Source organism: Escherichia sp. WS1451, assembly GCF_046487365.1.
GTDB lineage: Bacteria > Pseudomonadota > Gammaproteobacteria > Enterobacterales > Enterobacteriaceae > Escherichia > Escherichia coli.
In genome coordinates, this window is sequence record NZ_JBJQJP010000016.1 from 1 (window position 1) to 24136 (window position 24136).

Here is a 24136-nt window from a genome sequence, read left to right on the forward strand (position 1 = left end):
CTACAACAGCAGAAGAATTAGCCTGAAATTAAAAGGTCTGACTCCAATTGAATATCGGAATCAGACCTATATGCCTCGTGTTTAACTGTCCAACTTTCTGGGGTCAGTACACCCTGGGGCTGCCACTCCAAACCCGAACAATTTGGATGGTAGTCCCTTCTTCGCATGGAGGCAATATAAACATGCTGACGAAATATGCCCTTGTGGCAGTCATAGTGCTGTGTTTAACGGTGCTGGGATTTACGCTTCTGGTCGGCGACTCGCTGTGTGAGTTTACGGTGAAGGAACGTAATATTGAGTTTAAGGCTGTTCTCGCTTACGAACCGAAGAAGTAGCCGTTGTGCGGGGAGCAATCCCCGCATATCCGGTTGTCAGGTCAGGATGGTAAGGCACCTGCTTTACACTTTCGCCCGTGGTCAGTGATGGCTGCGGGCGAATCGTACCAGATGTTGTCAATTAATCGTGTTGGCACAGCGTTATGACTATTTTTTCTTTTATCTGCCAGTGCACAGCAAACTGCTCATCCTCTAGTCGAATGATGATCTGCTGTTTATTCCAGCTAATTATCTGATAATCCAGAAAACCTTGAGCGGCCTGTATCTTGCTTGCCTTAAATGCGCTCTCTTTGGCGGAAAATGCCAGTGTCAGCGCCAGAGAAAAGGTTAAACCGCATTCTGCGAGTCGCTCGTGTTCTGCTGGTGTAATAATGTTGTCTGTCAATTCTCTAGCGGTTTGTACAGAGAAAATCTCTTCGATATCAATGCCAATCGGTTGACGAGATACCACGGCTAATGCCGTAGTCCCACAGTGACTAATGCTGCCGTATACCCCCGCAGGCCACACAGGTTGGCGTAGCTCGCCGATTGCGGGCACACATTTATAGCCATATTCCCGCAGCGCATAAACTGCAGCGATCCGTCCGGCTAAATGCTCTGTTTTACGTTTACGTCCAGCGTGTTGCAGTTGCGCGTAGTGCGGCAGCCAGAGTAAATCCTGCTCGCGAAAACTCGCAGGATCGAACTCAACAAAATGCAGCGTATGTCCGGTAAAGGGGAGGGCGGTATGCGTAGTTTTCATGTCAACTATATTATTCCTCCCCCAAATATCGGGGGAGGAAGCGTTAGCATCAGAAGTGAGTGTTTACGCTCATATACCACGTACGTCCCGGCTCGTTATAGGTATACGCCCCGGCACCTGCGATATAGTTGGCTCCTGCCAGATCGCCCGTGGTCTGGGCATTACCCGCACGCCACAAACGTTTGTCGAACAGGTTGTCCACGCCGCCGGTCAGACTGACATTCTTCGTCACATCCCAGGTCGCGCTCAGGCCAACAATGCTGTACGGGCTGATTTCTTTGGTTTCCGGTCCAACCGCTGGCTGACCTTTATAGTTGTACTTCTTCGGCTGCTGCTTGCCGTACCAGGTGAAGGTTGTTTGCATCGACAAATCTTCCCGTGCCTGCCAGCTCAGCGTTGAGTTCAACGTATACTCCGGGATGATCGACAAACGGTCGCCCGTGGTTTTGTTTTCACTCTTCAGCATATAAGTGATGTTATTGGTCCACATCACCGTTTCGCTAACCGGTACGTTTAACGATCCTTCCAGACCTTCAACCACCGCTTTCGGCACGTTATCCCACTGATAGAGATCGGTGCCGACTGCGTTTTGCCCTACAGCCACATAGCCCGCTTCAATCTTATTGCGATAATCGTTACGGAACCAGGTGACGCCCGCCAGCCAGCCGTCGCGTTTGAACTCCAGACCAATCTCTTTGTTGATGCTGGTTTCCGCTTTCAGGTCATCATTACCTTGCAGATAGCAGCCGCCCGCGCTGGCATAGCAGCCCTGACCTTTACTGTAGAGAATGTAGTTTGGGTTAGTCTGGTACAGACTCGGCGCTTTATAAGCACGGGCAATGCCCATTTTCAGCGTGAAGTCATCGCCTAAACCTTGCGATATGTTTAGAGCCGGACTCCAGTTATTGCCAACAATGCTGTGATGATCGAAACGCAGCCCCGGCGTTACGATGGTGCTGTCAGTCAGCTCCATATTGTTTTCGGCAAATAGCGAGAAAATTTCTGCTTTTGAATACGGGCTACGGTCGGTGGCACTCACACCATCAATAGCACCGCCGGTATTCGTCCCGGTCAGCGCCTGGGTGTTGGAACTCAAGTCCTTCATCCGTTGCTGATTCCACTCCGTACCCAGCGTCAGCGTCTGGTTAACGAGGAAATCAATCGGCAGGTTAACTTCGCTGTGCAACATTACATCATCAAGATCGATATCGACGAAATCTTGTGTCGCTTTTTCGTTAAATTTCCCTTCTGTGCCGCCCGCCAAACCTTCCGGTATACGCGAGTTACGGGTGTGTTCGTACTGCCCCCAGTTGCTGGTGGTCACACCGTTATCCCAGCCGCCGTTCCAGGTCAGCGAGTAGTTCTGGCGATACAAGCGGTTGGTTTCATCGCCATATTTCGAGCGAGTGTAAGCGTCAGAGTTGGTGTTCTGAGTATCACCCGCATACAGGTTACCCTGGCGGCTGTAGCCCGCTTCCAGTTCGAGTGATTGCAGAGGCGCGAAGTCCCAGCGCACTACGCCATTAATATCTTTGTTAATTACCCCTTCGCGCCCGGCTGGTAACGTCGTGGCATACGTTCCGGCACGCGCGGACTGATGGCCCTGGTTGATATCCCACGCGTCAGCCTGGGTTTTGTCGAGGTTGCCATACAAGCGGAAGCTGAATTCGTCGCCCAGCGGACCGGTCAGGCTGAAGTTGGTGCGTTTGGTGGCACCTTCCTCTTTATGTTCTGGCGCATTGAAATAAGCATCCCAGGAGCCGTGCCACTCACCGCTGCCTTTTTTGGTAATGATGTTAACCACGCCGCCCGCCGCGCCGTTGCCATAACGCGCAGCTGCCGGACCACGCAGAACTTCAATACGTTCAATCATTTCAGGTGGCACCCAGGAGGTATCACCACGGGTATCGCGCTCACCACGCCAGCCCTGACGCACTGAGTTACGGCTGCTTACCGGCTTGCCGTCAATCAAAATCAGCGTGTTTTCCGGACCCATGCCGCGAATATCAATCTGGCGGTTATTCCCACGCTGACCACTGGTGGAGTTACCGGTCAGGTTAACGCCTGGCATGGTACGGATGATCTCCGACACATCGCGGGCAACGGGGTTTTTGCGGATTTCATCTGCGGTGATGGTCGAAACGCCAGGCGCCTGTAAGTTCTGCTCAGCGGCGGTAACGACAATGGTATCGTCATGTGAAACAGGAGTATCGGTTGGCTCTTGTGCCTGTGCTACCCCATAAATCCCCAGATTGACCAACAAGGCCAGGGAATGAATCTTCTTGTTCATTGTTTTATTCCTGCATTTTTGCCACGAATTGCAACTGTCGGGCATGGTCGTCATCAATACGACGCACCCCGCTACCGCGAAAACCTTTGATCCTGAAAGACACGCAGTGCAGTTGGTTAATTAATGTCCGCGCTTCCCACGGCGCGCCATTACGCTATTGCAAATGCAAATAGTTATCAATAATATTATCAATATATTTCTGCAATCAATAAAAAATTGCACAGTAAACATGGGGTTATGGTGTGACGGCGTTAAAAGTAGGAAGTGAGAGCTGGTGGCAGTCGAAACATGGCCCGGAATGGCAGCGTCTGAATGACGAAATGTTTGAGGTCACTTTCTGGTGGCGTGATCCCCAAGGTTCTGAAGAATACTCGACGATAAAGCGCGTATGGGTCTACATCACTGGTGTGACCGATCACCATCAGAACACCCAGCCCCGGTCGATGCAGCGAATTGCAGGCACCAACGTCTGGCAGTGGACGACACAGCTCAATGCCAACTGGCGCGGCAGCTACTGCTTTATTCCCACCGAACGCGATGACATTTTTTCTGCACCATCCCCCGATCGCCTCGAATTACGTGAAGGCTGGCGAAAACTATTACCCCAGGCGATAGCCGATCCGCTGAATCCACAAAGCTGGAAAGGCGGGCGAGGGCACGCTGTTTCTGCACTCGAAATGCCGCAAGCGCCTCTGCAACCGGGATGGGATTGTCCGCAAGCGCCAGAAACGCCTGCCAAAGAAATTATCTGGAAAAGTGAACGGTTGAAAAATTCACGCCGTGTATGGATTTTTACCACCGGCGATGCAACAGCAGAAGAACGCCCGCTGGCAGTTTTGCTTGATGGTGAATTTTGGGCGCAGAGTATGCCCGTCTGGCCTGCGCTAACTTCGCTGACCCATCGTCGGCAACTTCCTCCCGCCGTGTATGTGTTGATCGATGCTATCGACACCACGCACCGCGCCCACGAACTGCCGTGTAATGCGGATTTCTGGCTGGCAGTACAGCAAGAGTTATTACCCCTGGTGAAAGCTATTGCCTCTTTTAGCGATCGCGCCGATCGCACCGTGGTCGCCGGGCAGAGTTTTGGTGGGCTTTCCGCGCTGTATGCCGGACTGCACTGGCCTGAACGCTTTGGCTGTGTATTAAGCCAGTCAGGATCGTACTGGTGGCCGCATCGGGGCGGGCAGCAAGAAGGTGCTTTACTTGAGCAACTTAAAGCTGGTCAAGTTAGCGCCGAAGGTCTGCGCATTGTGCTGGAAGCGGGTATTCGCGAGCCGATGATCATGCAGGCCAATCAGGCGCTGTATGCGCAATTACACCCCATAAAAGAATCCATTTTCTGGCGTCAGGTTGACGGCGGACATGATGCGCTTTGTTGGCGCGGTGGCTTGATGCAGGGGCTAATCGACCTCTGGCAACCACTTTTCCATGACAGGAGTTGAATATGGCATTCAGTAATCCCTTCGATGATCCACAGGGAGCGTTTTACATTTTGCGCAATGCGCAGGGGCAATTCAGTCTGTGGCCGCAACAATGCCTCTTACCGGCAGGCTGGGACATTGTGTGTCAGCCGCAGTCACAAGAGTCCTGCCAGCAGTGGCTGGAAGTCCACTGGCGTACTCTGACACCGGCGAATTTCACCCAGTTGCAGGAGGCACAATGAGCCAGCATTTACCTTTGGTCGCCGCACAGCCCGGCATCTGGATGGCAGAAAAACTGTCGGATTTACCCTCCGCCTGGAGCGTGGCGCATTACGTTGAGTTAACCGGAGAGGTTGATGCGCCATTACTGGCCCGCGCGGTGGTTGCCGGATTAGCGCAAGCAGATACGCTGCGGATGCGTTTTACGGAAGATAACGGCGAAGTCTGGCAATGGGTCGATGATGCGCTGACGTTCGAACTGCCAGAAATTATCGACCTGCGAACCAACATTGATCCGCACGGTACTGCGCAGGCATTAATGCAGGCGGATTTGCAACAAGATCTGCGCGTCGATAGCGGTAAACCACTGGTCTTTCATCAGTTGATACAGGTGGCGGATAACCGCTGGTACTGGTATCAGCGTTATCACCATTTGCTGGTCGATGGGTTTAGTTTCCCGGCCATTACCCGCCAGATCGCCAACATTTACTGCGCATGGCTGCGTGGCGAACCTACGCCTGCTTCGCCGTTTACGCCTTTCGCTGATGTAGTGGAAGAGTACCAGCAATACCGCGAAAGCGAAGCCTGGCAGCGTGATGCGGCATTCTGGGCGGAACAGCGTCGTCAATTGCCGCCGCCCGCGTCACTTTCTCCGGCACCTTTACCGGGGCGCAGCGCCTCGGCAGATATTCTGCGCCTGAAACTGGAATTTACCGACGGGGAATTCCGCCAGTTGGCTACGCAACTTTCAGGTGTGCAGCGTACCGATTTAGCCCTTGCGTTGGCAGCCTTGTGGCTGGGGCGATTGTGCAACCGCATGGACTACGCTGCCGGATTTATCTTTATGCGTCGACTGGGCTCGGCGGCGCTGACGGCTACCGGACCCGTGCTCAACGTTTTGCCGTTGGGTATTCATATTGCGGCGCAAGAAACGCTGCCGGAACTGGCAACCCGACTGGCGGCTCAACTGAAAAAAATGCGTCGCCATCAACGTTACGATGCCGAACAAATTGTCCGTGACAGCGGGCGAGCGGCAGGTGATGAACCGCTGTTTGGTCCGGTACTCAATATCAAGGTATTTGATTACCAACTGGATATTCCTGATGTTCAGGCGCAAACCCATACCCTGGCTACCGGTCCGGTTAATGACCTTGAGCTGGCCCTGTTCCCGGATGAACACGGTGATTTGAGTATTGAGATCCTCGCCAATAAACAGCGTTACGATGAGCCAACGTTAATTCAACACGCTGAACGCCTGAAAATGCTGATTGCCCAGTTCGCCGCGGATCCGGCGCTGTTGTGCGGCGATGTCGATATTATGCTGCCAGGTGAGTATGCGCAGCTGGCGCAGATCAACGCCACTCAGGTTGAGATTCCAGAAACCACGCTGAGCGCGCTGGTGGCAGAACAAGCGGCAAAAACACCGGATGCTCCGGCGCTGGTTGATGCGCGTTACCAGTTTAGCTATCGGGAAATGCGCGAACAGGTGGTGGCGCTGGCGAATCTGCTGCGTGAGCGCGGCGTTAAACCGGGCGACAGCGTGGCGGTGGCATTACCGCGCTCGGTCTTTTTGACCCTGGCGCTACATGCGATAGTTGAAGCTGGTGCGGCCTGGTTACCGTTGGATACCGGCTATCCGGACGATCGCCTGAAAATGATGCTGGAAGATGCGCGTCCGTCGCTGTTAATCACCACTGACGATCAACTGCCGCGCTTTAGCGATATCCCCAATTTAACCCGCCTTTGCTATAACGCCCCGCTTATACCACAGGGCAGTGCGCCGCTGCAGCTTTCACAACCGCACCACACGGCTTATATCATCTTCACCTCCGGTTCCACCGGCAGACCAAAAGGGGTAATGGTCGGGCAGACGGCTATCGTTAATCGCCTGCTTTGGATGCAAAACCATTACCCGCTTACAGGCGAAGATGTCGTTGCCCAAAAAACGCCGTGCAGTTTTGATGTCTCGGTGTGGGAGTTTTTCTGGCCGTTTATTGCCGGGGCTAAACTGGTGATGGCTGAACCGGAAGCGCACCGCGACCCGCTCGCTATGCAGCAATTCTTTGCCGAATATGGTGTAACGACCACGCACTTTGTGCCGTCGATGCTGGCAGCATTTGTTGCATCGCTGACTCCGCAAACCGCTCGTCAGAATTGCGCGACGTTGAAACAGGTTTTCTGTAGTGGTGAAGCCTTACCGGCTGATTTATGCCGCGAATGGCAACAGTTAACCGGCGCGCCGTTGCATAATCTATATGGCCCGACGGAAGCGGCGGTAGATGTCAGTTGGTATCCGGCTTTTGGCGAGGAACTGGCAGAGGTGCGCGGCAGCAGTGTGCCGATTGGTTATCCGGTGTGGAATACGGGCCTGCGCATTCTCGATGCGATGATGCATCCGGTGCCGCCGGGTGTGGCGGGAGATCTCTATCTCACCGGTATTCAACTGGCGCAGGGGTATCTTGGACGACCCGATCTGACCGCCAGCCGCTTTATTGCCGATCCTTTTGCCCCTGGCGAACGGATGTACCGTACCGGCGATGTGGCCCGCTGGCTGGATAACGGCGCAGTGGAGTACCTCGGGCGCAGTGACGATCAGCTAAAAATTCGCGGGCAGCGTATCGAACTGGGCGAAATTGATCGCGTGATGCAGGCGCTGCCGGATGTCGAACAAGCCGTTACCCACGCCTGTGTGATTAACCAGGCGGCAGCCACTGGTGGTGATGCGCGTCAGTTGGTGGGCTATCTGGTGTCGCAATCAGGCCTGCCGTTGGATACCAGCGCATTACAGGCGCAGTTGCGCGAAACATTGCCACCGCATATGGTGCCCGTGGTTCTGCTGCAACTTCCGCAGTTGCCGCTTAGCGCCAACGGCAAGCTGGATCGCAAAGCCTTACCGTTGCCTGAACTGAAGGCACAAGCGCCGGGGCGTGCGCCGAAAGCGGGCAGTGAAACGATTATCGCCGCGGCATTCGCGTCGTTGCTGGGTTGTGACGTGCAGGATGCCGATGCTGATTTCTTTGCGCTTGGCGGTCATTCGCTACTGGCAATGAAACTGGCAGCGCAGTTAAGTCGGCAGTTTGCCCGTCAGGTGACGCCGGGTCAGGTGATGGTTGCGTCAACTGTCGCCAAACTGTCAACGATTATTGATGGTGAAGAAGACAGCACCCAGCGCATGGGATTCGAAACCATTCTGCCGTTGCGTGAAGGTAATGGCCCGACGCTGTTTTGTTTCCATCCGGCCTCCGGTTTTGCCTGGCAGTTTAGCGTGCTCTCGCGTTATCTCGATCCACAATGGTCGATTATCGGCATTCAGTCGCCGCGCCCTCATGGCCCCATGCAGACCGCGGCAAATCTGGATGAAGTCTGCGAAGCGCATCTGGCTACGTTACTTGAGCAACAACCGCACGGCCCTTATTACCTGCTGGGGTATTCGCTGGGCGGTACGCTGGCGCAGGGTATTGCGGCGCGACTGCGTGCCCGTGGCGAACAGGTGGCATTTCTTGGCTTGCTGGATACCTGGCCGCCAGAAACGCAAAACTGGCAGGAAAAAGAGGCTAATGGCCTGGACCCGGAAGTGCTGGCGGAGATTAACCGCGAGCGCGAGGCCTTCCTGGCGGCACAGCAGGGAAGTACTTCAACGGAGCTGTTTACCACCATTGAAGGCAACTACGCTGATGCAGTGCGCTTGTTGACCACTGCCCATAGTGTACCGTTTGAAGGTAAAGCGACGCTGTTTGTTGCTGAACGCACGCTTCAGGAGGGGATGACTCCCGAACGGGCCTGGGCACCATGGATTGCGGAGCTGGATATCTATCGTCAGGATTGTGCGCATGTGGATATTATCTCTCCAGGGGCGTTTGAAAAAATTGGGCCGATTATTCGCGCTACGCTAAACAGGTAAATTAATATTATCTATAAACCCATAATTACAGGAAATAATTATGGGTTTATCATTTATTTAATTTATAAGTTTGGTGGATATTTCTCTTAAATAGAGTGAATGTTGCATTCAGTGGAAGGAATTTACAAACTTCAGCTTCGGATAATTCTCACCAACTGGTAAAGTGAGCGCCGTGGAGATTTCCCCCTATTGGACTCATTTCAGGTTATACCCCATGTCATCACTGAATATTAAACAGGGAAGTGACGCTCATTTTCCCGAGTATCCTCTGGCGTCGCCCAGTAATAATGAAATTGATTTACTTAATCTAATCGAAGTTTTATGGCGGGCAAAAAAAACGGTCATGGCGGTCATTTTTGCGTTTGCCTGCGCAGGATTGCTGATCTCTTTCATCCTGCCGCAAAAATGGACCAGCGCGGCGGTTGTCACGCCTCCAGAACCTGTTCAGTGGCAGGCGCTTGAGAAAACATTCACTAAGCTTCGTGTGCTGGATCTGGATATCAAAATTGATCGTACAGAAGCATTTAACCTGTTTATCAAGAAGTTTCAGTCGGTTAGCTTGCTGGAAGAGTACCTGCGTTCATCACCTTATGTGATGGACCAATTAAAAGAGGCGAAAATCGATGAACTGGATTTGCATCGCGCAATTGTCGCATTGAGCGAAAAAATGAAAGCGGTTGATGACAATGCCAGTAAGAAAAAAGATGAACCGTCACTGTATACCTCCTGGACGCTAAGTTTTACCGCGCTAACCAGTGAAGAGGCGCAGACCGTTTTGAGCGGGTATATCGATTATATCTCTGCGTTGGTGGTGAAAGAGTCGATAGAAAACGTCCGTAATAAACTGGAGATCAAAACCCAGTTTGAAAAAGAAAAACTGGCTCAGGATCGCATTAAAACGAAAAATCAACTTGATGCAAACATTCAGCGCCTCAATTATTCACTCGACATTGCCAACGCGGCAGGAATTAAAAAGCCCGTATACAGTAATGGTCAGGCCGTTAAAGATGACCCCGATTTCTCTATTTCTCTCGGTGCAGACGGTATTGAACGCAAACTGGAAATTGAAAAAGCGGTTACTGACGTTGCGGAATTGAACGGTGAATTACGTAATCGTCAGTATCTTGTTGAGCAGCTAACAAAAGCAAATATCAACGATGTGAATTTTACGCCGTTTAAATATCAGTTAAGCCCGTCATTGCCAGTGAAAAAAGACGGTCCGGGTAAGGCGATTATTGTGATCCTTTCTGCGATGATCGGCGGGATGGTGGCTTGTGGTGGCGTGCTGTTGCGCTATGCGATGGCATCCAGAAAACAGGATGCCGTGATGGAAGAGCACTTAGTTTAAATCTTGGCAGTTGAAGGTGCCGTTCGTCCGAGCGGCACCACGAGCGGAGTTCCGGCTACCGGATCGTCAATAATCATGCAGCGCAGACCATAAATGCGCTCGATCAATTCAGCAGTGACAATCTCCTTCGGCGCTCCCTGAGCAACAATTTTCCCTTCCCGCAATGCAATCAAATGGCTGGCGTAACGACAGGCCTGATTAAGATCGTGCAGCACCGCCGCCAGGGTATAGCCTTTCTCGCGGTTCAGTTCGCTTAACAGTTCCAGCAAATCAATCTGATGACTGATATCCAGCCAGGTCGTGGGTTCATCGAGCAGCATAATTGCCGTTTCCTGGGCCAGCACCATTGCTATCCACGCTCGCTGGCGTTGTCCGCCAGAAAGGGTATCCACGCTTTGATCTGCCAGATGAGTGATTCCCGTGGCCTGCATCGCTTTCGTTACCGCGTCTTCATCCTCTTTGCGCCAGCGGGTAAACAGCGGTTGATGCGGGTAACGTCCACGCGCCACCAGCTCCTGCACGGTGATATCGCCCGGCGTGGTAGCATTTTGCGCCAACAGACCAATCCGCCGGGCAACTTCTTTACTGGCGTAATGTTGAATGTGCTCGCCATCCAGCCAGACATGCCCGTGAGCAGGCGTCATCAGGCGGCTTAAAGTACGCAGTAAAGTGGATTTACCGCAGCCATTTGGCCCGATAATTGCCGTGAAGTGACCATCAGGTATTTCTACAGTCAGATTCTCCGCAACGGTATATTTGCCATATCCGAGGGTTAACTGTTCGCCGCGCAAACGGGCTACTGATTCGGTCATTTTTTGCGAGACTCCTGAATTAACAAGACGATAAGGTAAATACCGCCGAGGCTGACGGTAACGACGCCAACCGGAAGTTGATACGGCATAAACAGTTGTTGGGCGCAGAGATCGGCCGCCAGTAATAACAACGCCCCGCACAGCGCCGCCTGGGTCAGCCCCCAGCGAGCGGTGCCGCTAATGCGGCGGGCAATGTGTGGCGCGACTAAAGCAATAAAGGAAATCGGCCCCGCCAGGGCAGTGGCAGCTGCGGTAAGCACTACGGCGACCAGCATCATTAACAGCCGCGAACGTTCGACGCTGACGCCTAACGCATACGCGGTGTCATCGCCCATCTCCAGCAAGCGCATCCGCCTTACCAGCAAGGCGGCGGCAATGAGCATCAATATGATGATGGGCGCGGAAGGCGAGGTTTTTGCCCACGTCAGGCCATTGAGCGATCCGGCATTCCACAAACCCGCTGTTAGCGCCGTTTCTAAAGACGCTTTCAGCAACAGCCAGGTATTAAAGGCCACCAGCATGGCGCGAACACCGATACCGATAATAATCAACCGAAAGGTGTCGATACCGTTACGCCAGGCGAGCAGCCAGACCAGCAGCGAGGTGACAATACCCCCCGCCATTGCTGCCAGCGCGATAGCCGTCAGATCCTGACCAAACAGCACCATCGCCACCAGTACGCCGCTCCACGCCCCGGTGTTAAAGCCCATTACGTCAGGGCTGCCGAGCGGGTTACGCATCAGCGACTGAAAAATCGCGCCGCTGACGCCCAGCGCCGCGCCAATCAACAGCGCCATCAGCACGCGTGGTAAACGCCATTCGGTGACTACCATCGTCATACTGCGCGGCGTGTCGCCCATCAACGCGGCGAGTACCTGCGAAGTTTCCAGCGTGACGGCACCGCTGCGTAATCCCCACACGCCTGCCATCACACAAGCTATTAGCAACAGTAGACAGGTGATGATTAATCGGCGAGAGACGTAAATCATGCGCCACCTCGCGTTTTACGTCGCACGAGGAAGATCAGCACCGGTGCGCCAATAAACGCACTGACGACAGAAACGCGTAACTCGCCGGGCACAATCACCCGCCCGATGATATCGGCAAACAGCAGCAGGGCAGGGGTGGCAAGTAGCGTGACGGGCAGCGACCAGCGATGATCGGCACCTACCAGCCAGCGCGCCATGTGCGGCATCATCAGGCCAATAAAGGCAATCGGGCCAACTACCGCCGTCGCACTACCACAAAGCACGGTAATCGCCAGCAGACCAATCAACTGTGTGCGCGCCACGCGGCTGCCCAGCGCCGTCGCGGTGTCACTGCCGAGGCTTAAACTGTTCAGCGCGCGGCTCAGTAATAGCGCGGTTGCTCCAGCGGTAAGCACCGGGATCAGCACCACTTTTAAGGTATGTAGATTGCGAATATCCAGCGAACCGGCTTGCCAGAAACGCAACTGATCGTAGACGTCAGGATTAAGCAGGGCGATGCCGCTGGTCAGCCCTTCCAGCACCGCCGCCAGCGCCACGCCCGCCAGGGTTAAACGCACCGGACTTAACTGCCCGCCGCCCTGGCTGCCGGTAAAGGCAACAATCAACGAGGCTACCAGCGCCCCGGCGAAGGCCATCGCCAGTTGTTCCTGCGCGGATGAGTAACCAAACAGCGCCGCACCCAGCACAATGGCAAAGCTGGCTCCGGCGTTCACACCAAGCAAGCCGGGGTCGGCAAGTGGGTTTCGGGTGAGGGTTTGCATTAACGCCCCGGCAAGCCCAAGTGCACCGCCTGCCAGTAAACCGGCAAGGGTACGCGGCAGCCGCGCGTCGAGCACGATGGTGCAGTCGGCGCTCTGGCAGGTGCCGGAGAGGGCCTCCAGCACTACGGAAGCGGGGAGTGATTTTGCCCCAATGAGCAGGCTTAATGCCGTCGCGATAATCAGTAATAACAGCAATCCGGGCACGGCAATGGCGCGTGTCACGGCAACAGAACCAGACATACGAACTTCCATGATAATGAAATTAATTATCGTTATCGATCTTATTTGGATATGTTAGCATGTGCAGCCTAAGAATAGGTATTTAAAATATTTGATGGCAAGGCATTGTAATGAATAAACAATCCTGGCTGCTTAACCTCAGCCTGTTGAAAACGCACCCGGCGTTTCGCGCAGTATTCCTCGCTCGTTTTATCTCAATTGTTTCTCTGGGTTTGCTCGGCGTCGCGGTGCCGGTGCAGATCCAGATGATGACGCATTCCACCTGGCAGGTGGGGCTTTCGGTGACGCTGACCGGCGGCGCGATGTTTGTTGGCCTGATGGTCGGCGGTGTGCTGGCGGATCGCTATGAGCGTAAAAAAGTGATTTTGCTGGCGCGTGGCACCTGTGGCATTGGCTTTATTGGACTGTGCCTGAATGCGCTGCTGCCGGAGCCGTCTTTGCTGGCAATCTATTTACTTGGTTTATGGGATGGTTTTTTCGCATCGCTTGGCGTTACGGCGCTACTGGCGGCGACACCTGCACTGGTAGGGCGTGAAAACTTAATGCAGGCCGGGGCGATCACCATGTTGACCGTGCGTCTGGGATCGGTGATTTCGCCCATGATTGGCGGTTTATTGCTGGCGACCGGAGGCGTAGCCTGGAACTACGGACTGGCGGCGGCGGGCACGTTTATTACCTTGCTACCGTTGTTAAGCCTTCCGGCGTTGCCACCACCGCCGCAGCCGCGTGAGCATCCGTTGAAATCATTACTGGCAGGATTTCGTTTTCTACTCGCCAGCCCGCTGGTGGGAGGGATTGCGTTGCTGGGTGGTTTATTGACGATGGCGAGCGCGGTGCGGGTCCTGTATCCGGCGCTGGCTGACAACTGGCAGATGTCGGCGGCACAGATTGGTTTTCTCTATGCGGCGATCCCGCTCGGCGCGGCTATTGGCGCGTTAACCAGCGGTAAGCTGGCACATAGCGCGCGACCAGGGTTATTGATGCTGCTTTCCACGCTGGGATCGTTCCTCGCCATTGGTTTGTTTGGCCTGATGCCGATGTGGATTTTAGGCGTGGTTTGTCTGGCGCTGTTCGGCTGGCTGAGCGCGGTTAGTTCGTTGCTGCAATATACAATGCTGCAAACGCAAACCCCGGAAGCGATGTTAGGGCGGATTAACGGTTTGTGGACGGCACAAAACGTGACGGGCGATGCCATAGGCGCGGCGCTGCTGGGCGGTTTGGGCGCGATGATGACACCGGTTGCTTCCGCAAGCGCGAGCGGTTTTGGTTTGTTGATTATCGGCGTGTTGTTATTGCTGGTGCTGGTGGAGTTGCGACGTTTTCGCCAGACGCCGCCGCAGATGACAGCGTCCGACAGTTAATGCTTAAAACAGCGCCTTAAGTCGTTCCAGCACTTGCATGGCGCTGTAGTAATCCAGGCGGAACGTCTCGGTTCCCAGCGCATAAACCTGCTTGTTTTGTACTGCGGGCAGGTGCGCGAGCAGTGGATTGGCATAAATCGCATCGGCATCTTTCTGATCACCAGCGAACAGGAATAGTGACTCGCCATTTAACCCTGCAGCCAGATTTTCCCCACCAAGCTGAATGATGTCATGGCGTTTGCCCTGGCTTTGGCTGGCGTTTAACCCTGCGGGCAATTTCGCCAACGTAAAGCCGAGTTGTTCCAGCATCTGCCCTTGTGCTGATTCCGGCGTCCAGAGATTGGCACTGTGTGCAGCGGCGGTATAGACAATGGCAGTGACCGGCTGCGGCGGTAATTTGATTTGCTCTTTCGCCGCCGCCAGTTGCTTATCAAACTGTGCAATCCGCTCTGCCGCTTGTTTCTCATGCCCGGTAATTTCGCCAAGTTGCGTTAACAGCGCCTGCCAGCTTTTGTCGTCGTAATTGATGATTAATGTTGGGGCGATGGTAGAAAGCTGATCGTACAGCGCCAGCGCCGAATCCCCGCCGGTTGCGCTAATTAAAATCAGATCCGGCATTTGCGCGGCAACGGCTTCGGCGCTCGGTTCGCCGATATAGAGCCGTTGCAGTTTGCGTTCTTTCGCCACCTTGCTCCACTGGCGTAAAAAGCCCTGGTCATCCGCGACGCGGTTATTCGGCGTGGTCGCGCCGCTGGCGATCACCGGAGCATCAATCGCCAGCAGTGAGCCAGTCAGGGTGACGCTGGTGGAAACAATACGCTGAGGCTGGCTTTCCAGGGTATGAGTGCCCCGGCTGTCAGTAATCTGACGCGGCCAGTCGGCGGCCTGAACTGCGGCTATTCCTGATAGCAAAAGTCCTGTTAATAGAAGGGCGTTGCGGTAGAGCGGGGCGAGTCTCACAAGTCAGCTTCCTGTTATTAATGAAGTTAATGCTTCTCATTTTCATTGTAACCACAACCAGATGCAACCCCGAGTTGCAGATTGCGTTACCTCAAGAGTTGACATAGTGCGCGTTTGCTTTTAGGTTAGCGACCGAAAATATAAATGATAATCATTATTAAAGCCTTTATCATTTTGTGGAGGATGATATGGATACGTCACTGGCTGAGGAAGTACAGCAGACCATGGCAACACTTGCGCCCAATCGCTTTTTCTTTATGTCGCCGTACCGCAGTTTTACGACGTCAGGATGTTTCGCCCGCTTCGATGAACCGGCTGTGAACGGGGATTCGCCCGACAGTCCCTTCCAGCAAAAACTCGCCGCGTTGTTTGCCGATGCCAAAGCGCAGGGCATCAAAAATCCGGTGATGGTCGGGGCGATTCCCTTCGATCCACGTCAGCCTTCGTCGCTGTATATTCCCGAATCCTGGCAGTCGTTCTCCCGTCAGGAAAAACAAGCTTCCGCACGCCGTTTCACTCGCAGCCAGTCGCTGAACGTGGTGGAACGTCAGGCCATTCCGGAACAAACCACGTTTGAACAGATGGTTGCCCGTGCTGCCGCACTTACCGCCACGCCGCAGGTCGACAAAGTGGTGTTGTCACGGTTGATTGATATCACCACTGACGCCGCCATTGATAGTGGCGTATTGCTGGAACGGTTGATTGCGCAAAACCCGGTTAGTTACAACTTCCATGTTCCGTTGGCTGATGGTGGCGTTCTGCTGGGGGCCAGCCCGGAACTGCTGCTACGTAAAGACGGCGAGCGTTTTAGCTCCATTCCGTTAGCCGGTTCCGCGCGTCGTCAGCCGGATGAAGTGCTCGATCGCGAAGCGGGTAATCGTCTGCTGGCGTCAGAAAAAGATCGCCATGAACATGAACTGGTGACTCAGGCGATGAAAGAGGTACTGCGCAAACGCAGTAGTGAGTTACACGTTCCCTCCTCTCCACAATTGATTACCACGCCGACGCTGTGGCATCTCGCAACTCCCTTTGAAGGTAAAGCGAATTCGCAAGAAAACGCACTGACTTTGGCCTGTCTACTGCATCCGACCCCCGCGCTGAGCGGTTTCCCGCATCAGGCCGCGACCCAGGTTATTGCTGAACTGGAGCCGTTCGACCGCGAACTGTTTGGCGGCATTGTGGGTTGGTGTGACAGCGAAGGTAACGGCGAGTGGGTGGTGACCATCCGCTGCGCGAAGCTGCGGGAAAACCAGGTGCGTCTGTTTGCCGGAGCGGGGATTGTGCCTGCGTCCTCACCGTTGGGTGAGTGGCGCGAAACAGGCGTCAAACTTTCTACCATGTTGAACGTTTTTGGATTGCATTAAGGAGCGAGGATGAGCATTCCATTCACCCGCTGGCCGGAAGAGTTTGCCCGTCGCTATCGGGAAAAAGGCTACTGGCAGGATTTGCCACTGACCGACATTCTGACTCGCCACGCTGCGAGTGACAGCATCGCGGTTATCGACGGCGAGCGGCAGTTGAGTTACCGGGAGCTGAATCAGGCGGCGGATAACCTCGCCTGTAGTTTGCGCCGTCAGGGCATTAAACCTGGTGAAACCGCGCTGGTACAACTGGGTAACGTTGCTGAACTTTACATTACCTTTTTCGCGCTGCTGAAACTGGGCGTTGCGCCGGTGCTGGCACTGTTCAGCCATCAGCGTAGTGAACTGAACGCCTACGCCAGCCAGATTGAACCGGCGTTACTGATTGCCGATCGCCAGCATGCGCTGTTTAGCGGAGATGATTTCCTCAACACATTTGTTGCAGAGCATTCTTCCATTCGCGTGGTGCAGCTGCTCAACGACAGCGGTGAGCATAACTTGCAGGATGCGATTAACCATCCGGCAGAGGGTTTTACTGCCACGCCATCACCTGCTGATGAAGTGGCCTATTTCCAGCTTTCCGGCGGCACCACCGGCACACCGAAACTGATCCCGCGCACTCATAACGACTACTACTACAGCGTGCGTCGTAGCGTCGAGATTTGTCAGTTCACACAACAGACACGCTACCTGTGCGCGATCCCGGCGGCTCATAACTACGCCATGAGTTCACCGGGATCGTTGGGGGTATTTCTCGCTGGCGGCACTGTCGTTCTGGCGGCCGACCCCAGCGCCACGCTTTGCTTCCCATTGATTGAAAAACATCAGGTGAACGTCACCGCGCTGGTGCCGCCAGCAGTCAGCCTGTGGTTGCAGGCACTGGCTGAAGGCGAAAGCCGGGCGCAGCTTGCCTCGCTGAAACTGTTACAGGTTGGCGGCGCCCGTCTTTCTGCCACCCTTGCGGCGCGTATTCCCGCTGAGATTGGCTGTCAGTTGCAGCAGGTGTTTGGCATGGCGGAAGGGCTGGTGAACTACACCCGTCTTGATGATAGTGCGGAGAAAATTATCCATACCCAGGGTTACCCAATGTGCCCGGACGATGAAGTATGGGTTGCCGATGCCGAAGGAAATCCACTGCCGCAAGGGGAAGTTGGACGCCTGATGACGCGCGGGCCGTACACCTTCCGTGGCTATTACAAAAGCCCGCAGCACAATGCCAGCGCCTTTGATGCCAACGGTTTTTACTGTTCCGGCGATCTGATCTCTATTGATCCAGAGGGTTACATCACCGTGCAGGGGCGCGAGAAAGATCAGATCAACCGTGGCGGCGAGAAGATCGCTGCCGAAGAGATCGAAAACCTGCTGCTGCGCCATCCGGCGGTGATCTACGCCGCACTGGTGAGCATGGAAGATGAGCTGATGGGCGAAAAAAGCTGTGCTTATCTGGTGGTAAAAGAGCCGCTGCGCGCGGTGCAGGTGCGTCGTTTCCTGCGTGAACAGGGTATTGCCGAATTTAAATTACCGGATCGCGTGGAGTGTGTGGATTCACTTCCGCTGACGGCGGTCGGGAAAGTCGATAAAAAACAATTACGTCAGTGGCTGGCGTCACGCGCATCAGCCTGAAGGAGAGAACACGATGGCTATTCCAAAATTACAGGCTTACGCACTGCCGGAGTCTCACGATATTCCTAAGAATAAAGTCGACTGGGCCTTTGAACCGCAACGTGCCGCGTTGTTAATCCATGATATGCAGGACTATTTTGTCAGCTTCTGGGGCGAGAACTGCCCGATGATGGAGCAGGTGATCGCGAATATTGCGGCACTACGCGACTACTGCAAACAGCACAATATCCCGGTTTATTACACCGCCCAGCCGAAAGAGCAGAGCGATGAAGATCGGGCGCTGTTGAATGATATGTGGGGGCCAGGCCTGACCCGTTCGCCGGAACAGCAAAAGGTGGTGGATCGCCTGACGCCAGATGCCGACGACACGGTGCTGGTGAAGTGGCGCTACAGCGCGTTTCATCGTTCCCCGCTGGAGCAAATGCTGAAAGAGAGTGGACGTAACCAGCTGATTATTACCGGGGTATATGCCCACATTGGCTGTATGACCACCGCAACGGACGCATTTATGCGCGATATTAAACCGTTTATGGTGGCGGATGCGCTGGCCGATTTCAGCCGTGACGAGCATTTGATGTCGCTGAAATATGTGGCCGGACGTTCTGGCAGGGTGGTGATGACCGAAGAATTGCTGCCAGCACCTATCCCCGCCAGCAAAGCGGCGCTGCGTGAGGTGATCCTGCCGTTGCTGGACGAGTCCGATGAACCGTTCGATGACGACAACCTGATCGACTACGGTCTGGATTCGGTGCGGATGATGGCGCTGGCGGCGCGCTGGCGCAAAGTGCATGGCGATATCGACTTTGTCATGCTGGCGAAAAACCCGACCATCGACGCCTGGTGGAAGCTACTTTCCCGCGAGGTGAAATAATGGATTTCAGCGGTAAAAATGTCTGGGTAACTGGCGCAGGGAAAGGTATCGGCTACGCCACGGCGCTGGCGTTTGTTGAGGCGGGAGCGAAAGTCACCGGTTTTGATCAAGCGTTCGCTCAGGAGCAATATCCCTTTGCGACCGAAGTGATGGATGTTGCCGATGCTGCGCAGGTGGCGCAGGTATGTCAGCGACTGTTAGCGCAAACGGAGCGACTGGACGTGCTGGTCAATGCGGCGGGAATTTTGCGCATGGGCGCGACCGATCAGCTCAGTAAAGAGGACTGGCAGCAGACTTTTGCGGTCAATGTCGGCGGTGCGTTTAACCTGTTTCAGCAGACCATGAACCAGTTTCGCCGTCAGCGGGGCGGGGCGATTGTTACTGTTGCGTCCGACGCCGCACACACGCCGCGCATTGGTATGAGTGCTTATGGCGCGTCGAAAGCGGCGCTGAAAAGCCTGGCGTTGAGCGTTGGGCTGGAACTGGCGGGTAGCGGCGTGCGCTGTAATGTGGTTTCGCCAGGCTCCACCGACACCGATATGCAACGCACGCTGTGGGTGAGCGATGACGCCGAAGAGCAGCGTATTCGCGGCTTTGGCGAGCAGTTTAAACTCGGCATTCCGCTGGGGAAAATCGCCCGTCCACAAGAGATCGCCAACACGATTTTGTTCCTCGCCTCTGACCTCGCCAGCCATATCACCCTACAGGATATTGTGGTCGATGGCGGCTCTACGCTGGGGGCATAAGCATGATCTGGAAACGCCATTTAACGCTCGACGAGCTGAACGCCACCAGCGATAACACAATGGTGGCGCATCTGGGAATTGTGTATACCCGTCTGGGCGATGATGTACTCGAAGCCGAAATGCCGGTTGATACCCGTACTCATCAGCCGTTTGGCCTGCTGCATGGCGGCGCGTCGGCGGCGCTGGCGGAAACCCTGGGATCGATGGCCGGATTTATGATGACCCGCGATGGACAGTGTGTGGTGGGCACGGAACTTAACGCCACACATCATCGCCCGGTGTCTGAGGGAAAGGTGCGCGGTGTCTGCCAGCCGCTGCATCTTGGACGACAAAATCAGAGCTGGGAAATCGTCGTTTTCGATGAACAGGGGCGGCGTTGCTGCACCTGTCGGCTGGGCACAGCGGTTTTGGGATGAACCCGACAGAATAAAATGAGATTGCAGGAAAATTCGGTTAACGGAGTGATCGAGTTAACGTTGTTAAGTTAAATATTGGTTTTAACTCTGATTTACATGGTTGCTGTGTTGTTAAATTGCACAAAGATGTTATAGAAACAAAATGTAACATCTCTATGGACACGCACACGGATAACAACTATGAACAAATCAGGGAAATACCTCGTCTGGACAGTGCTCTCTGTAATGGGAGCATTTGCTCTGGGATATATTGCTTTAAATCGTGGGGAACAGATCAACGCGCTGTGGATTGTGGTGGCGTCGGTCTGTATCTATCTGATCGCTTACCGTTTTTATGGGCTGTATATCGCCAAAAATGTGCTGGCGGTTGACCCGACGCGTATGACGCCCGCGGTGCGCCATAACGACGGGCTGGACTATGTGCCGACGGACAAAAAAGTGCTGTTCGGTCACCATTTTGCGGCCATTGCCGGAGCAGGTCCGTTGGTTGGGCCGGTACTGGCGGCGCAAATGGGTTACCTGCCAGGGATGATCTGGCTGCTCGCCGGGGTGGTTCTCGCCGGTGCGGTGCAGGATTTCATGGTGCTGTTTGTTTCTACGCGCCGTGACGGTCGTTCGCTGGGTGAGTTGGTCAAAGAAGAGATGGGGCCAACCGCCGGGGTGATAGCGCTGGTGGCCTGCTTTATGATCATGGTCATTATCCTTGCCGTGCTGGCGATGATCGTGGTGAAAGCCCTGACTCATAGCCCGTGGGGAACGTATACCGTTGCGTTCACCATTCCGCTGGCGCTGTTTATGGGGATCTACCTGCGCTATTTGCGTCCGGGGCGTATTGGCGAAGTGTCGGTGATTGGCCTGGTATTCCTGATTTTCGCCATTATCTCTGGCGGCTGGGTGGCAGAAAGCCCGACCTGGGCACCGTACTTTGATTTTACGGGTGTGCAGCTGACCTGGATGCTGGTGGGTTACGGTTTTGTGGCGGCGGTGCTGCCGGTGTGGTTGCTGCTGGCCCCGCGTGACTACCTCTCAACCTTCCTGAAAATCGGGACTATCGTCGGTCTGGCGGTAGGCATTCTGATTATGCGCCCGACGCTGACCATGCCCGCGCTAACTAAATTTGTCGATGGCACTGGCCCGGTATGGACCGGTAACCTGTTCCCGTTCCTGTTTATCACCATCGCCTGTGGCGCGGTGTCTGGCTTCCATGCGCTGATCTCTTCCGGCACTACACCGAAGATGCTGGCGAACGAAGGGCAGGCGTGTTTTATCGGCTACGGCGGGATGTTAATGGAATCCTTCGTGGCGATTATGGCGCTGGTTTCCGCCTGTATCATCGATCCAGGTGTGTACTTCGCTATGAACAGCCCGATGGCAGTGCTGGCTCCGGCAGGGACGGCGGATGTAGTCGCTTCTGCGGCGCAGGTGGTGAGTAGCTGGGGCTTTGCGATTACCCCGGATACGCTAAATCAGATTGCCAGCGAAGTGGGGGAACAGTCGATCATTTCCCGTGCGGGCGGTGCGCCGACCCTGGCGGTGGGGATGGCCTACATTCTGCACGGTGCTCTGGGCGGCATGATGGATGTGGCGTTCTGGTATCACTTCGCCATTCTGTTTGAAGCACTGTTTATTCTGACGGCGGTGGATGCAGGTACGCGTGCTGCGCGCTTTATGTTGCAGGATCTGCTGGGCGTGGTGTCTCCGGGCCTGAAACGGACCGATTCACTGCCTGCTAACCTGCTGGCAACGGCGCTGTGCGTGCTGGCTTGGGGTTACTTTCTGCATCAGGGCGTGGTCGATCCGCTGGGCGGTATTAACACTCTGTGGCCACTGTTTGGTATTGCCAACCAGATGCTGGCAGGGATGGCGCTGATGCTTTGTGCTGTGGTGCTGTTCAAAATGAAACGTCAACGTTACGCCTGGGTGGCGCTGGTACCAACGGCCTGGCTGCTGATTTGTACCCTGACCGCAGGCTGGCAGAAAGCGTTTAGCCCGGATGCAAAAGTCGGCTTCCTGGCCATTGCTAATAAGTTCCAGGCAATGATCGACAGTGGCAATATTCCGTCGCAGTATACTGAGTCACAGCTGGCGCAACTGGTGTTCAACAACCGTCTGGATGCCGGGTTAACCATCTTCTTTATGGTGGTCGTGGTGGTTCTGGCACTGTTCTCGATTAAGACGGCACTTGCGGCATTGAAAGAGCCGAAGCCAACGGCGAAAGAAACGCCGTATGAGCCAATGCCGGAAAATGTCGAGGAGATCGTGGCGCAGGCAAAAGGCGCGCACTAAAGTCAGAGTGAGGGGGGAATGTGCTGAGCGTTCCCCTTACTCTCAGCCCGAGCATGTTGATAGCAATTAAGCCCTCTTAATTCAGGAGGGCATTTGTATTACCGGAGGTTTAGATGTTTGATTCACTGGCAAAAGCCGGAAAATATTTAGGTCAGGCGGCGAAACTGATGATTGGTATGCCTGATTACGACAACTATGTCGAACATATGCGGGTTAACCATCCCGATCAAACGCCGATGACCTACGAGGAGTTTTTCCGTGAGCGGCAGGACGCGCGCTACGGTGGAAAAGGCGGCGCGCGCTGCTGCTAAATTTGTACGTCAGGCTTTAAACGATTCCACTTTTTCGAACGCTGCACGCAACGTATCCGGTGTCAGCGTGACCGGCAGGTAATGAATGGATTCCACCGGACGCAAGGTGTGGGCAATCACTTTGTCGATCTCCGCCTGATTATTGATATCCACTTCCAGCTCCGCCAGCGTAGTCGGCAGATGAAAACGCTGATACGCTCCAGTTAATTGCGCCAGCACATCATCCTGACCCAGCAAGGCGCTTTGCACCAGAATTCCGTAGGCGACTTTGGTGCCGTGGAGAAACTTCTCGGTTTGCGGCAGCACGGTCAGACCGTTATGCACGGCATGAGCTGCCGCCACACGCGTAAAACGATCGCCCAGACCACCAACCATCCCACCACCAGCAATAATGGCATCCACCACATCGCAAAATGATTGCGTTAACTGGTGATTTTGCTGATCGCTCAGCGCCTGTTCGCTACTGTTTAACAAGACGTCGCGAATAGCCTGCGCATTATTGATCCCTAGCCGCACGGTTAGCGGCAACGTTTCTGGTTGCGGGGCCAGCACCACCGCTTCATACCATTTCGCCAGCGTGTCACCGATCCCCGCCAGCAGATATTGTTGCGGCGCGTTGAGGATAATCTCCGGTTCCACCAGCACCATAAAATTGGCGTCGTCGAAAATCTCATAATGCAGCGCCTGTCCGGCATCGTTATACCAGACAGAGAGCGGTGTCCAGGCGGCGCAGGTAGCGGCGATCGTCGGAACGGCAACAAACGGCAGACCGAGACGGCGGGCGAGGGCTTTCGCGGTGTCGAGCAGTGCGCCGCCGCCGACGCCAATCACCACGCTGCGATCGTCACCGGACTCAGCCGCCAGTTGTTGTACATCGCTTTCGCTGCAATGACCACGAAACAAAATATGCTTTGCCCCTGGCAGTTCAAACGCTGGCGGAAGTTTTGTTTGCGCCGCAGCAATGGCGCGTTCGCCGTAGATCCACACCGCGCGAGAAAGTTGTTCATCAGTGAAAAAATCGTGCAGGTGATTGAAACTTCCGGGATGTGAAAAGTAGTTAGCCGGGCCGACGACCACGCGGATAGGATTGTGAGGCATGTTGTGTTGTCCTTATTGTTTTATTTAGACATCTAAACGTCT

21 protein-coding genes are annotated in these 24136 nt (G+C 54.6%); 14 read left to right on the plus strand and 7 right to left on the minus strand.

What is annotated here, in order from left to right; translation table 11 throughout:
• Together ACJHX7_RS18515 and hokE are read left to right on the plus strand one after the other, a co-directional pair.
• Positions 1 to 85, plus strand: an 85-nt coding sequence (locus tag ACJHX7_RS18515; RefSeq protein WP_088551278.1) for an IS3 family transposase, incomplete at its 5' end; no start/stop codon positions are given.
• A 97-nt stretch (positions 86 to 182) separates the two neighbouring features.
• A complete protein-coding gene (hokE, locus tag ACJHX7_RS18520; protein WP_000956465.1) occupies positions 183 to 335 on the plus strand; it encodes a type I toxin-antitoxin system toxin HokE in 153 nt (50 codons plus the stop codon).
• A gap of 121 nt (positions 336 to 456) precedes the next feature.
• On the opposite strand, the gene entD is transcribed toward hokE, so the two are convergent.
• Both entD and fepA read right to left on the minus strand, forming a co-directional pair.
• Complete coding sequence (gene entD / locus ACJHX7_RS18525; RefSeq protein ID WP_000858745.1) at positions 457 to 1077, minus strand: enterobactin synthase subunit EntD; 621 nt, start codon at positions 1075 to 1077, stop codon at positions 457 to 459.
• A gap of 49 nt (positions 1078 to 1126) precedes the next feature.
• Positions 1127 to 3367: a siderophore enterobactin receptor FepA gene (gene fepA, locus ACJHX7_RS18530; protein ID WP_060617969.1), complete on the minus strand. Its 2241-nt coding sequence runs from the start codon at positions 3365 to 3367 to the stop codon at positions 1127 to 1129.
• A gap of 242 nt (positions 3368 to 3609) precedes the next feature.
• Between fepA and fes the strand changes: the two genes are divergently transcribed.
• The 4 genes from fes to wzz(fepE) all read left to right on the plus strand — a co-directional run bounded on the left by fes (position 3610) and on the right by wzz(fepE) (position 10259).
• Positions 3610 to 4812, plus strand: coding sequence for an enterochelin esterase (gene fes / locus ACJHX7_RS18535; protein ID WP_094030153.1), 1203 nt, complete (start codon positions 3610 to 3612; stop codon positions 4810 to 4812).
• A 2-nt stretch (positions 4813 to 4814) separates the two neighbouring features.
• Entirely contained in the window at positions 4815 to 5033 is a 219-nt protein-coding gene (ybdZ, locus tag ACJHX7_RS18540) for an enterobactin biosynthesis protein YbdZ (RefSeq protein WP_000885794.1), read from the plus strand.
• On the plus strand, positions 5030 to 8911 hold the full coding sequence (gene entF / locus ACJHX7_RS18545; protein ID WP_094030154.1) for an enterobactin non-ribosomal peptide synthetase EntF: 3882 nt from the start codon (positions 5030 to 5032) through the stop codon (positions 8909 to 8911). Before ybdZ ends, entF begins: the two co-directional genes overlap by 4 nt.
• A gap of 214 nt (positions 8912 to 9125) precedes the next feature.
• Positions 9126 to 10259: an LPS O-antigen length regulator Wzz(fepE) gene (gene wzz(fepE), locus ACJHX7_RS18550; RefSeq protein WP_094030155.1), complete on the plus strand. Its 1134-nt coding sequence runs from the start codon at positions 9126 to 9128 to the stop codon at positions 10257 to 10259.
• Here wzz(fepE) and fepC read toward each other — a convergent pair.
• Genes fepC through fepD form a run of 3 tightly spaced genes read right to left on the minus strand, consistent with a single transcriptional unit; the run spans position 10256 to position 13061 of the window.
• Complete coding sequence (gene fepC, locus ACJHX7_RS18555) at positions 10256 to 11071, minus strand: iron-enterobactin ABC transporter ATP-binding protein (RefSeq protein WP_000140634.1); 816 nt, start codon at positions 11069 to 11071, stop codon at positions 10256 to 10258. The two genes, wzz(fepE) and fepC, sit on opposite strands and share 4 nt — an antisense overlap.
• On the minus strand, positions 11068 to 12060 hold the full coding sequence (gene fepG, locus ACJHX7_RS18560) for an iron-enterobactin ABC transporter permease (RefSeq protein WP_094030156.1): 993 nt from the start codon (positions 12058 to 12060) through the stop codon (positions 11068 to 11070). Before fepG ends, fepC begins: the two co-directional genes overlap by 4 nt.
• A complete protein-coding gene (gene fepD, locus ACJHX7_RS18565) occupies positions 12057 to 13061 on the minus strand; it encodes a Fe(3+)-siderophore ABC transporter permease (RefSeq protein ID WP_001346359.1) in 1005 nt (334 codons plus the stop codon). Before fepD ends, fepG begins: the two co-directional genes overlap by 4 nt.
• A gap of 110 nt (positions 13062 to 13171) precedes the next feature.
• Between fepD and entS the strand changes: the two genes are divergently transcribed.
• Positions 13172 to 14422 carry an enterobactin transporter EntS gene (gene entS / locus ACJHX7_RS18570; RefSeq protein WP_001041787.1) on the plus strand — a complete coding sequence of 417 codons (1251 nt, stop codon included), beginning with the start codon at positions 13172 to 13174 and terminating at the stop codon, positions 14420 to 14422.
• A gap of 3 nt (positions 14423 to 14425) precedes the next feature.
• Here entS and fepB read toward each other — a convergent pair whose 3' ends face one another.
• Positions 14426 to 15382 carry a Fe2+-enterobactin ABC transporter substrate-binding protein gene (fepB, locus tag ACJHX7_RS18575; protein WP_001234308.1) on the minus strand — a complete coding sequence of 319 codons (957 nt, stop codon included), beginning with the start codon at positions 15380 to 15382 and terminating at the stop codon, positions 14426 to 14428.
• Positions 15383 to 15570: 188 nt separating this feature from the next.
• Between fepB and entC the strand changes: the two genes are divergently transcribed.
• The 7 genes from entC to ACJHX7_RS18610 all read left to right on the plus strand — a co-directional run bounded on the left by entC (position 15571) and on the right by ACJHX7_RS18610 (position 22996).
• The gene (entC, locus tag ACJHX7_RS18580; protein ID WP_001298341.1) at positions 15571 to 16746 is read left to right on the plus strand and encodes an isochorismate synthase EntC; all 1176 of its coding nucleotides are present in this window, start codon (positions 15571 to 15573) and stop codon (positions 16744 to 16746) included.
• 9 nt (positions 16747 to 16755) lie between these two features.
• Entirely contained in the window at positions 16756 to 18366 is a 1611-nt protein-coding gene (gene entE / locus ACJHX7_RS18585) for a (2,3-dihydroxybenzoyl)adenylate synthase EntE (protein WP_032170889.1), read from the plus strand.
• Positions 18367 to 18379: 13 nt separating this feature from the next.
• Positions 18380 to 19237, plus strand: a complete 858-nt coding sequence (entB, locus tag ACJHX7_RS18590; protein ID WP_001007121.1) for an enterobactin biosynthesis bifunctional isochorismatase/aryl carrier protein EntB — start codon at positions 18380 to 18382, stop codon at positions 19235 to 19237.
• A complete protein-coding gene (gene entA / locus ACJHX7_RS18595; RefSeq protein WP_000347636.1) occupies positions 19237 to 19983 on the plus strand; it encodes a 2,3-dihydro-2,3-dihydroxybenzoate dehydrogenase EntA in 747 nt (248 codons plus the stop codon). Before entB ends, entA begins: the two co-directional genes overlap by 1 nt.
• Positions 19984 to 19985: 2 nt before the next feature.
• Positions 19986 to 20399 carry a proofreading thioesterase EntH gene (gene entH / locus ACJHX7_RS18600; RefSeq protein ID WP_000637953.1) on the plus strand — a complete coding sequence of 138 codons (414 nt, stop codon included), beginning with the start codon at positions 19986 to 19988 and terminating at the stop codon, positions 20397 to 20399.
• A gap of 180 nt (positions 20400 to 20579) precedes the next feature.
• The gene (gene cstA, locus ACJHX7_RS18605; RefSeq protein WP_001043146.1) at positions 20580 to 22685 is read left to right on the plus strand and encodes a pyruvate/proton symporter CstA; all 2106 of its coding nucleotides are present in this window, start codon (positions 20580 to 20582) and stop codon (positions 22683 to 22685) included.
• A 113-nt stretch (positions 22686 to 22798) separates the two neighbouring features.
• On the plus strand, positions 22799 to 22996 hold the full coding sequence (locus ACJHX7_RS18610; protein WP_000460431.1) for a YbdD/YjiX family protein: 198 nt from the start codon (positions 22799 to 22801) through the stop codon (positions 22994 to 22996).
• A 9-nt stretch (positions 22997 to 23005) separates the two neighbouring features.
• Here ACJHX7_RS18610 and hcxA read toward each other — a convergent pair whose 3' ends face one another.
• Entirely contained in the window at positions 23006 to 24094 is a 1089-nt protein-coding gene (hcxA, locus tag ACJHX7_RS18615; RefSeq protein WP_021521954.1) for a hydroxycarboxylate dehydrogenase HcxA, read from the minus strand.
• Positions 24095 to 24136: the final 42 nt, after the last annotated feature.

What these genes read in the sequence shown, in the direction of transcription:
- entC (WP_001298341.1), top strand. Translation starts at nt 15,571, where the DNA reads ATGGATACGTCACTGGCTGAGGAAGTACAGCAGACCATGGCAACACTT.
- entF (WP_094030154.1), top strand. Translation starts at nt 5,030, where the DNA reads ATGAGCCAGCATTTACCTTTGGTCGCCGCACAGCCCGGCATCTGGATG.
- fepC (WP_000140634.1), bottom strand. Translation starts at nt 11,071, where the DNA reads ATGACCGAATCAGTAGCCCGTTTGCGCGGCGAACAGTTAACCCTCGGA.
- entS (WP_001041787.1), top strand. Translation starts at nt 13,172, where the DNA reads ATGAATAAACAATCCTGGCTGCTTAACCTCAGCCTGTTGAAAACGCAC.
- entA (WP_000347636.1), top strand. Translation starts at nt 19,237, where the DNA reads ATGGATTTCAGCGGTAAAAATGTCTGGGTAACTGGCGCAGGGAAAGGT.
- ybdZ (WP_000885794.1), top strand. Translation starts at nt 4,815, where the DNA reads ATGGCATTCAGTAATCCCTTCGATGATCCACAGGGAGCGTTTTACATT.
- ACJHX7_RS18610 (WP_000460431.1), top strand. Translation starts at nt 22,799, where the DNA reads ATGTTTGATTCACTGGCAAAAGCCGGAAAATATTTAGGTCAGGCGGCG.
- entB (WP_001007121.1), top strand. Translation starts at nt 18,380, where the DNA reads ATGGCTATTCCAAAATTACAGGCTTACGCACTGCCGGAGTCTCACGAT.
- fepA (WP_060617969.1), bottom strand. Translation starts at nt 3,367, where the DNA reads ATGAACAAGAAGATTCATTCCCTGGCCTTGTTGGTCAATCTGGGGATT.
- entH (WP_000637953.1), top strand. Translation starts at nt 19,986, where the DNA reads ATGATCTGGAAACGCCATTTAACGCTCGACGAGCTGAACGCCACCAGC.
- entE (WP_032170889.1), top strand. Translation starts at nt 16,756, where the DNA reads ATGAGCATTCCATTCACCCGCTGGCCGGAAGAGTTTGCCCGTCGCTAT.
- hokE (WP_000956465.1), top strand. Translation starts at nt 183, where the DNA reads ATGCTGACGAAATATGCCCTTGTGGCAGTCATAGTGCTGTGTTTAACG.
- cstA (WP_001043146.1), top strand. Translation starts at nt 20,580, where the DNA reads ATGAACAAATCAGGGAAATACCTCGTCTGGACAGTGCTCTCTGTAATG.
- hcxA (WP_021521954.1), bottom strand. Translation starts at nt 24,094, where the DNA reads ATGCCTCACAATCCTATCCGCGTGGTCGTCGGCCCGGCTAACTACTTT.
- fepG (WP_094030156.1), bottom strand. Translation starts at nt 12,060, where the DNA reads ATGATTTACGTCTCTCGCCGATTAATCATCACCTGTCTACTGTTGCTA.
- entD (WP_000858745.1), bottom strand. Translation starts at nt 1,077, where the DNA reads ATGAAAACTACGCATACCGCCCTCCCCTTTACCGGACATACGCTGCAT.
- fepD (WP_001346359.1), bottom strand. Translation starts at nt 13,061, where the DNA reads ATGTCTGGTTCTGTTGCCGTGACACGCGCCATTGCCGTGCCCGGATTG.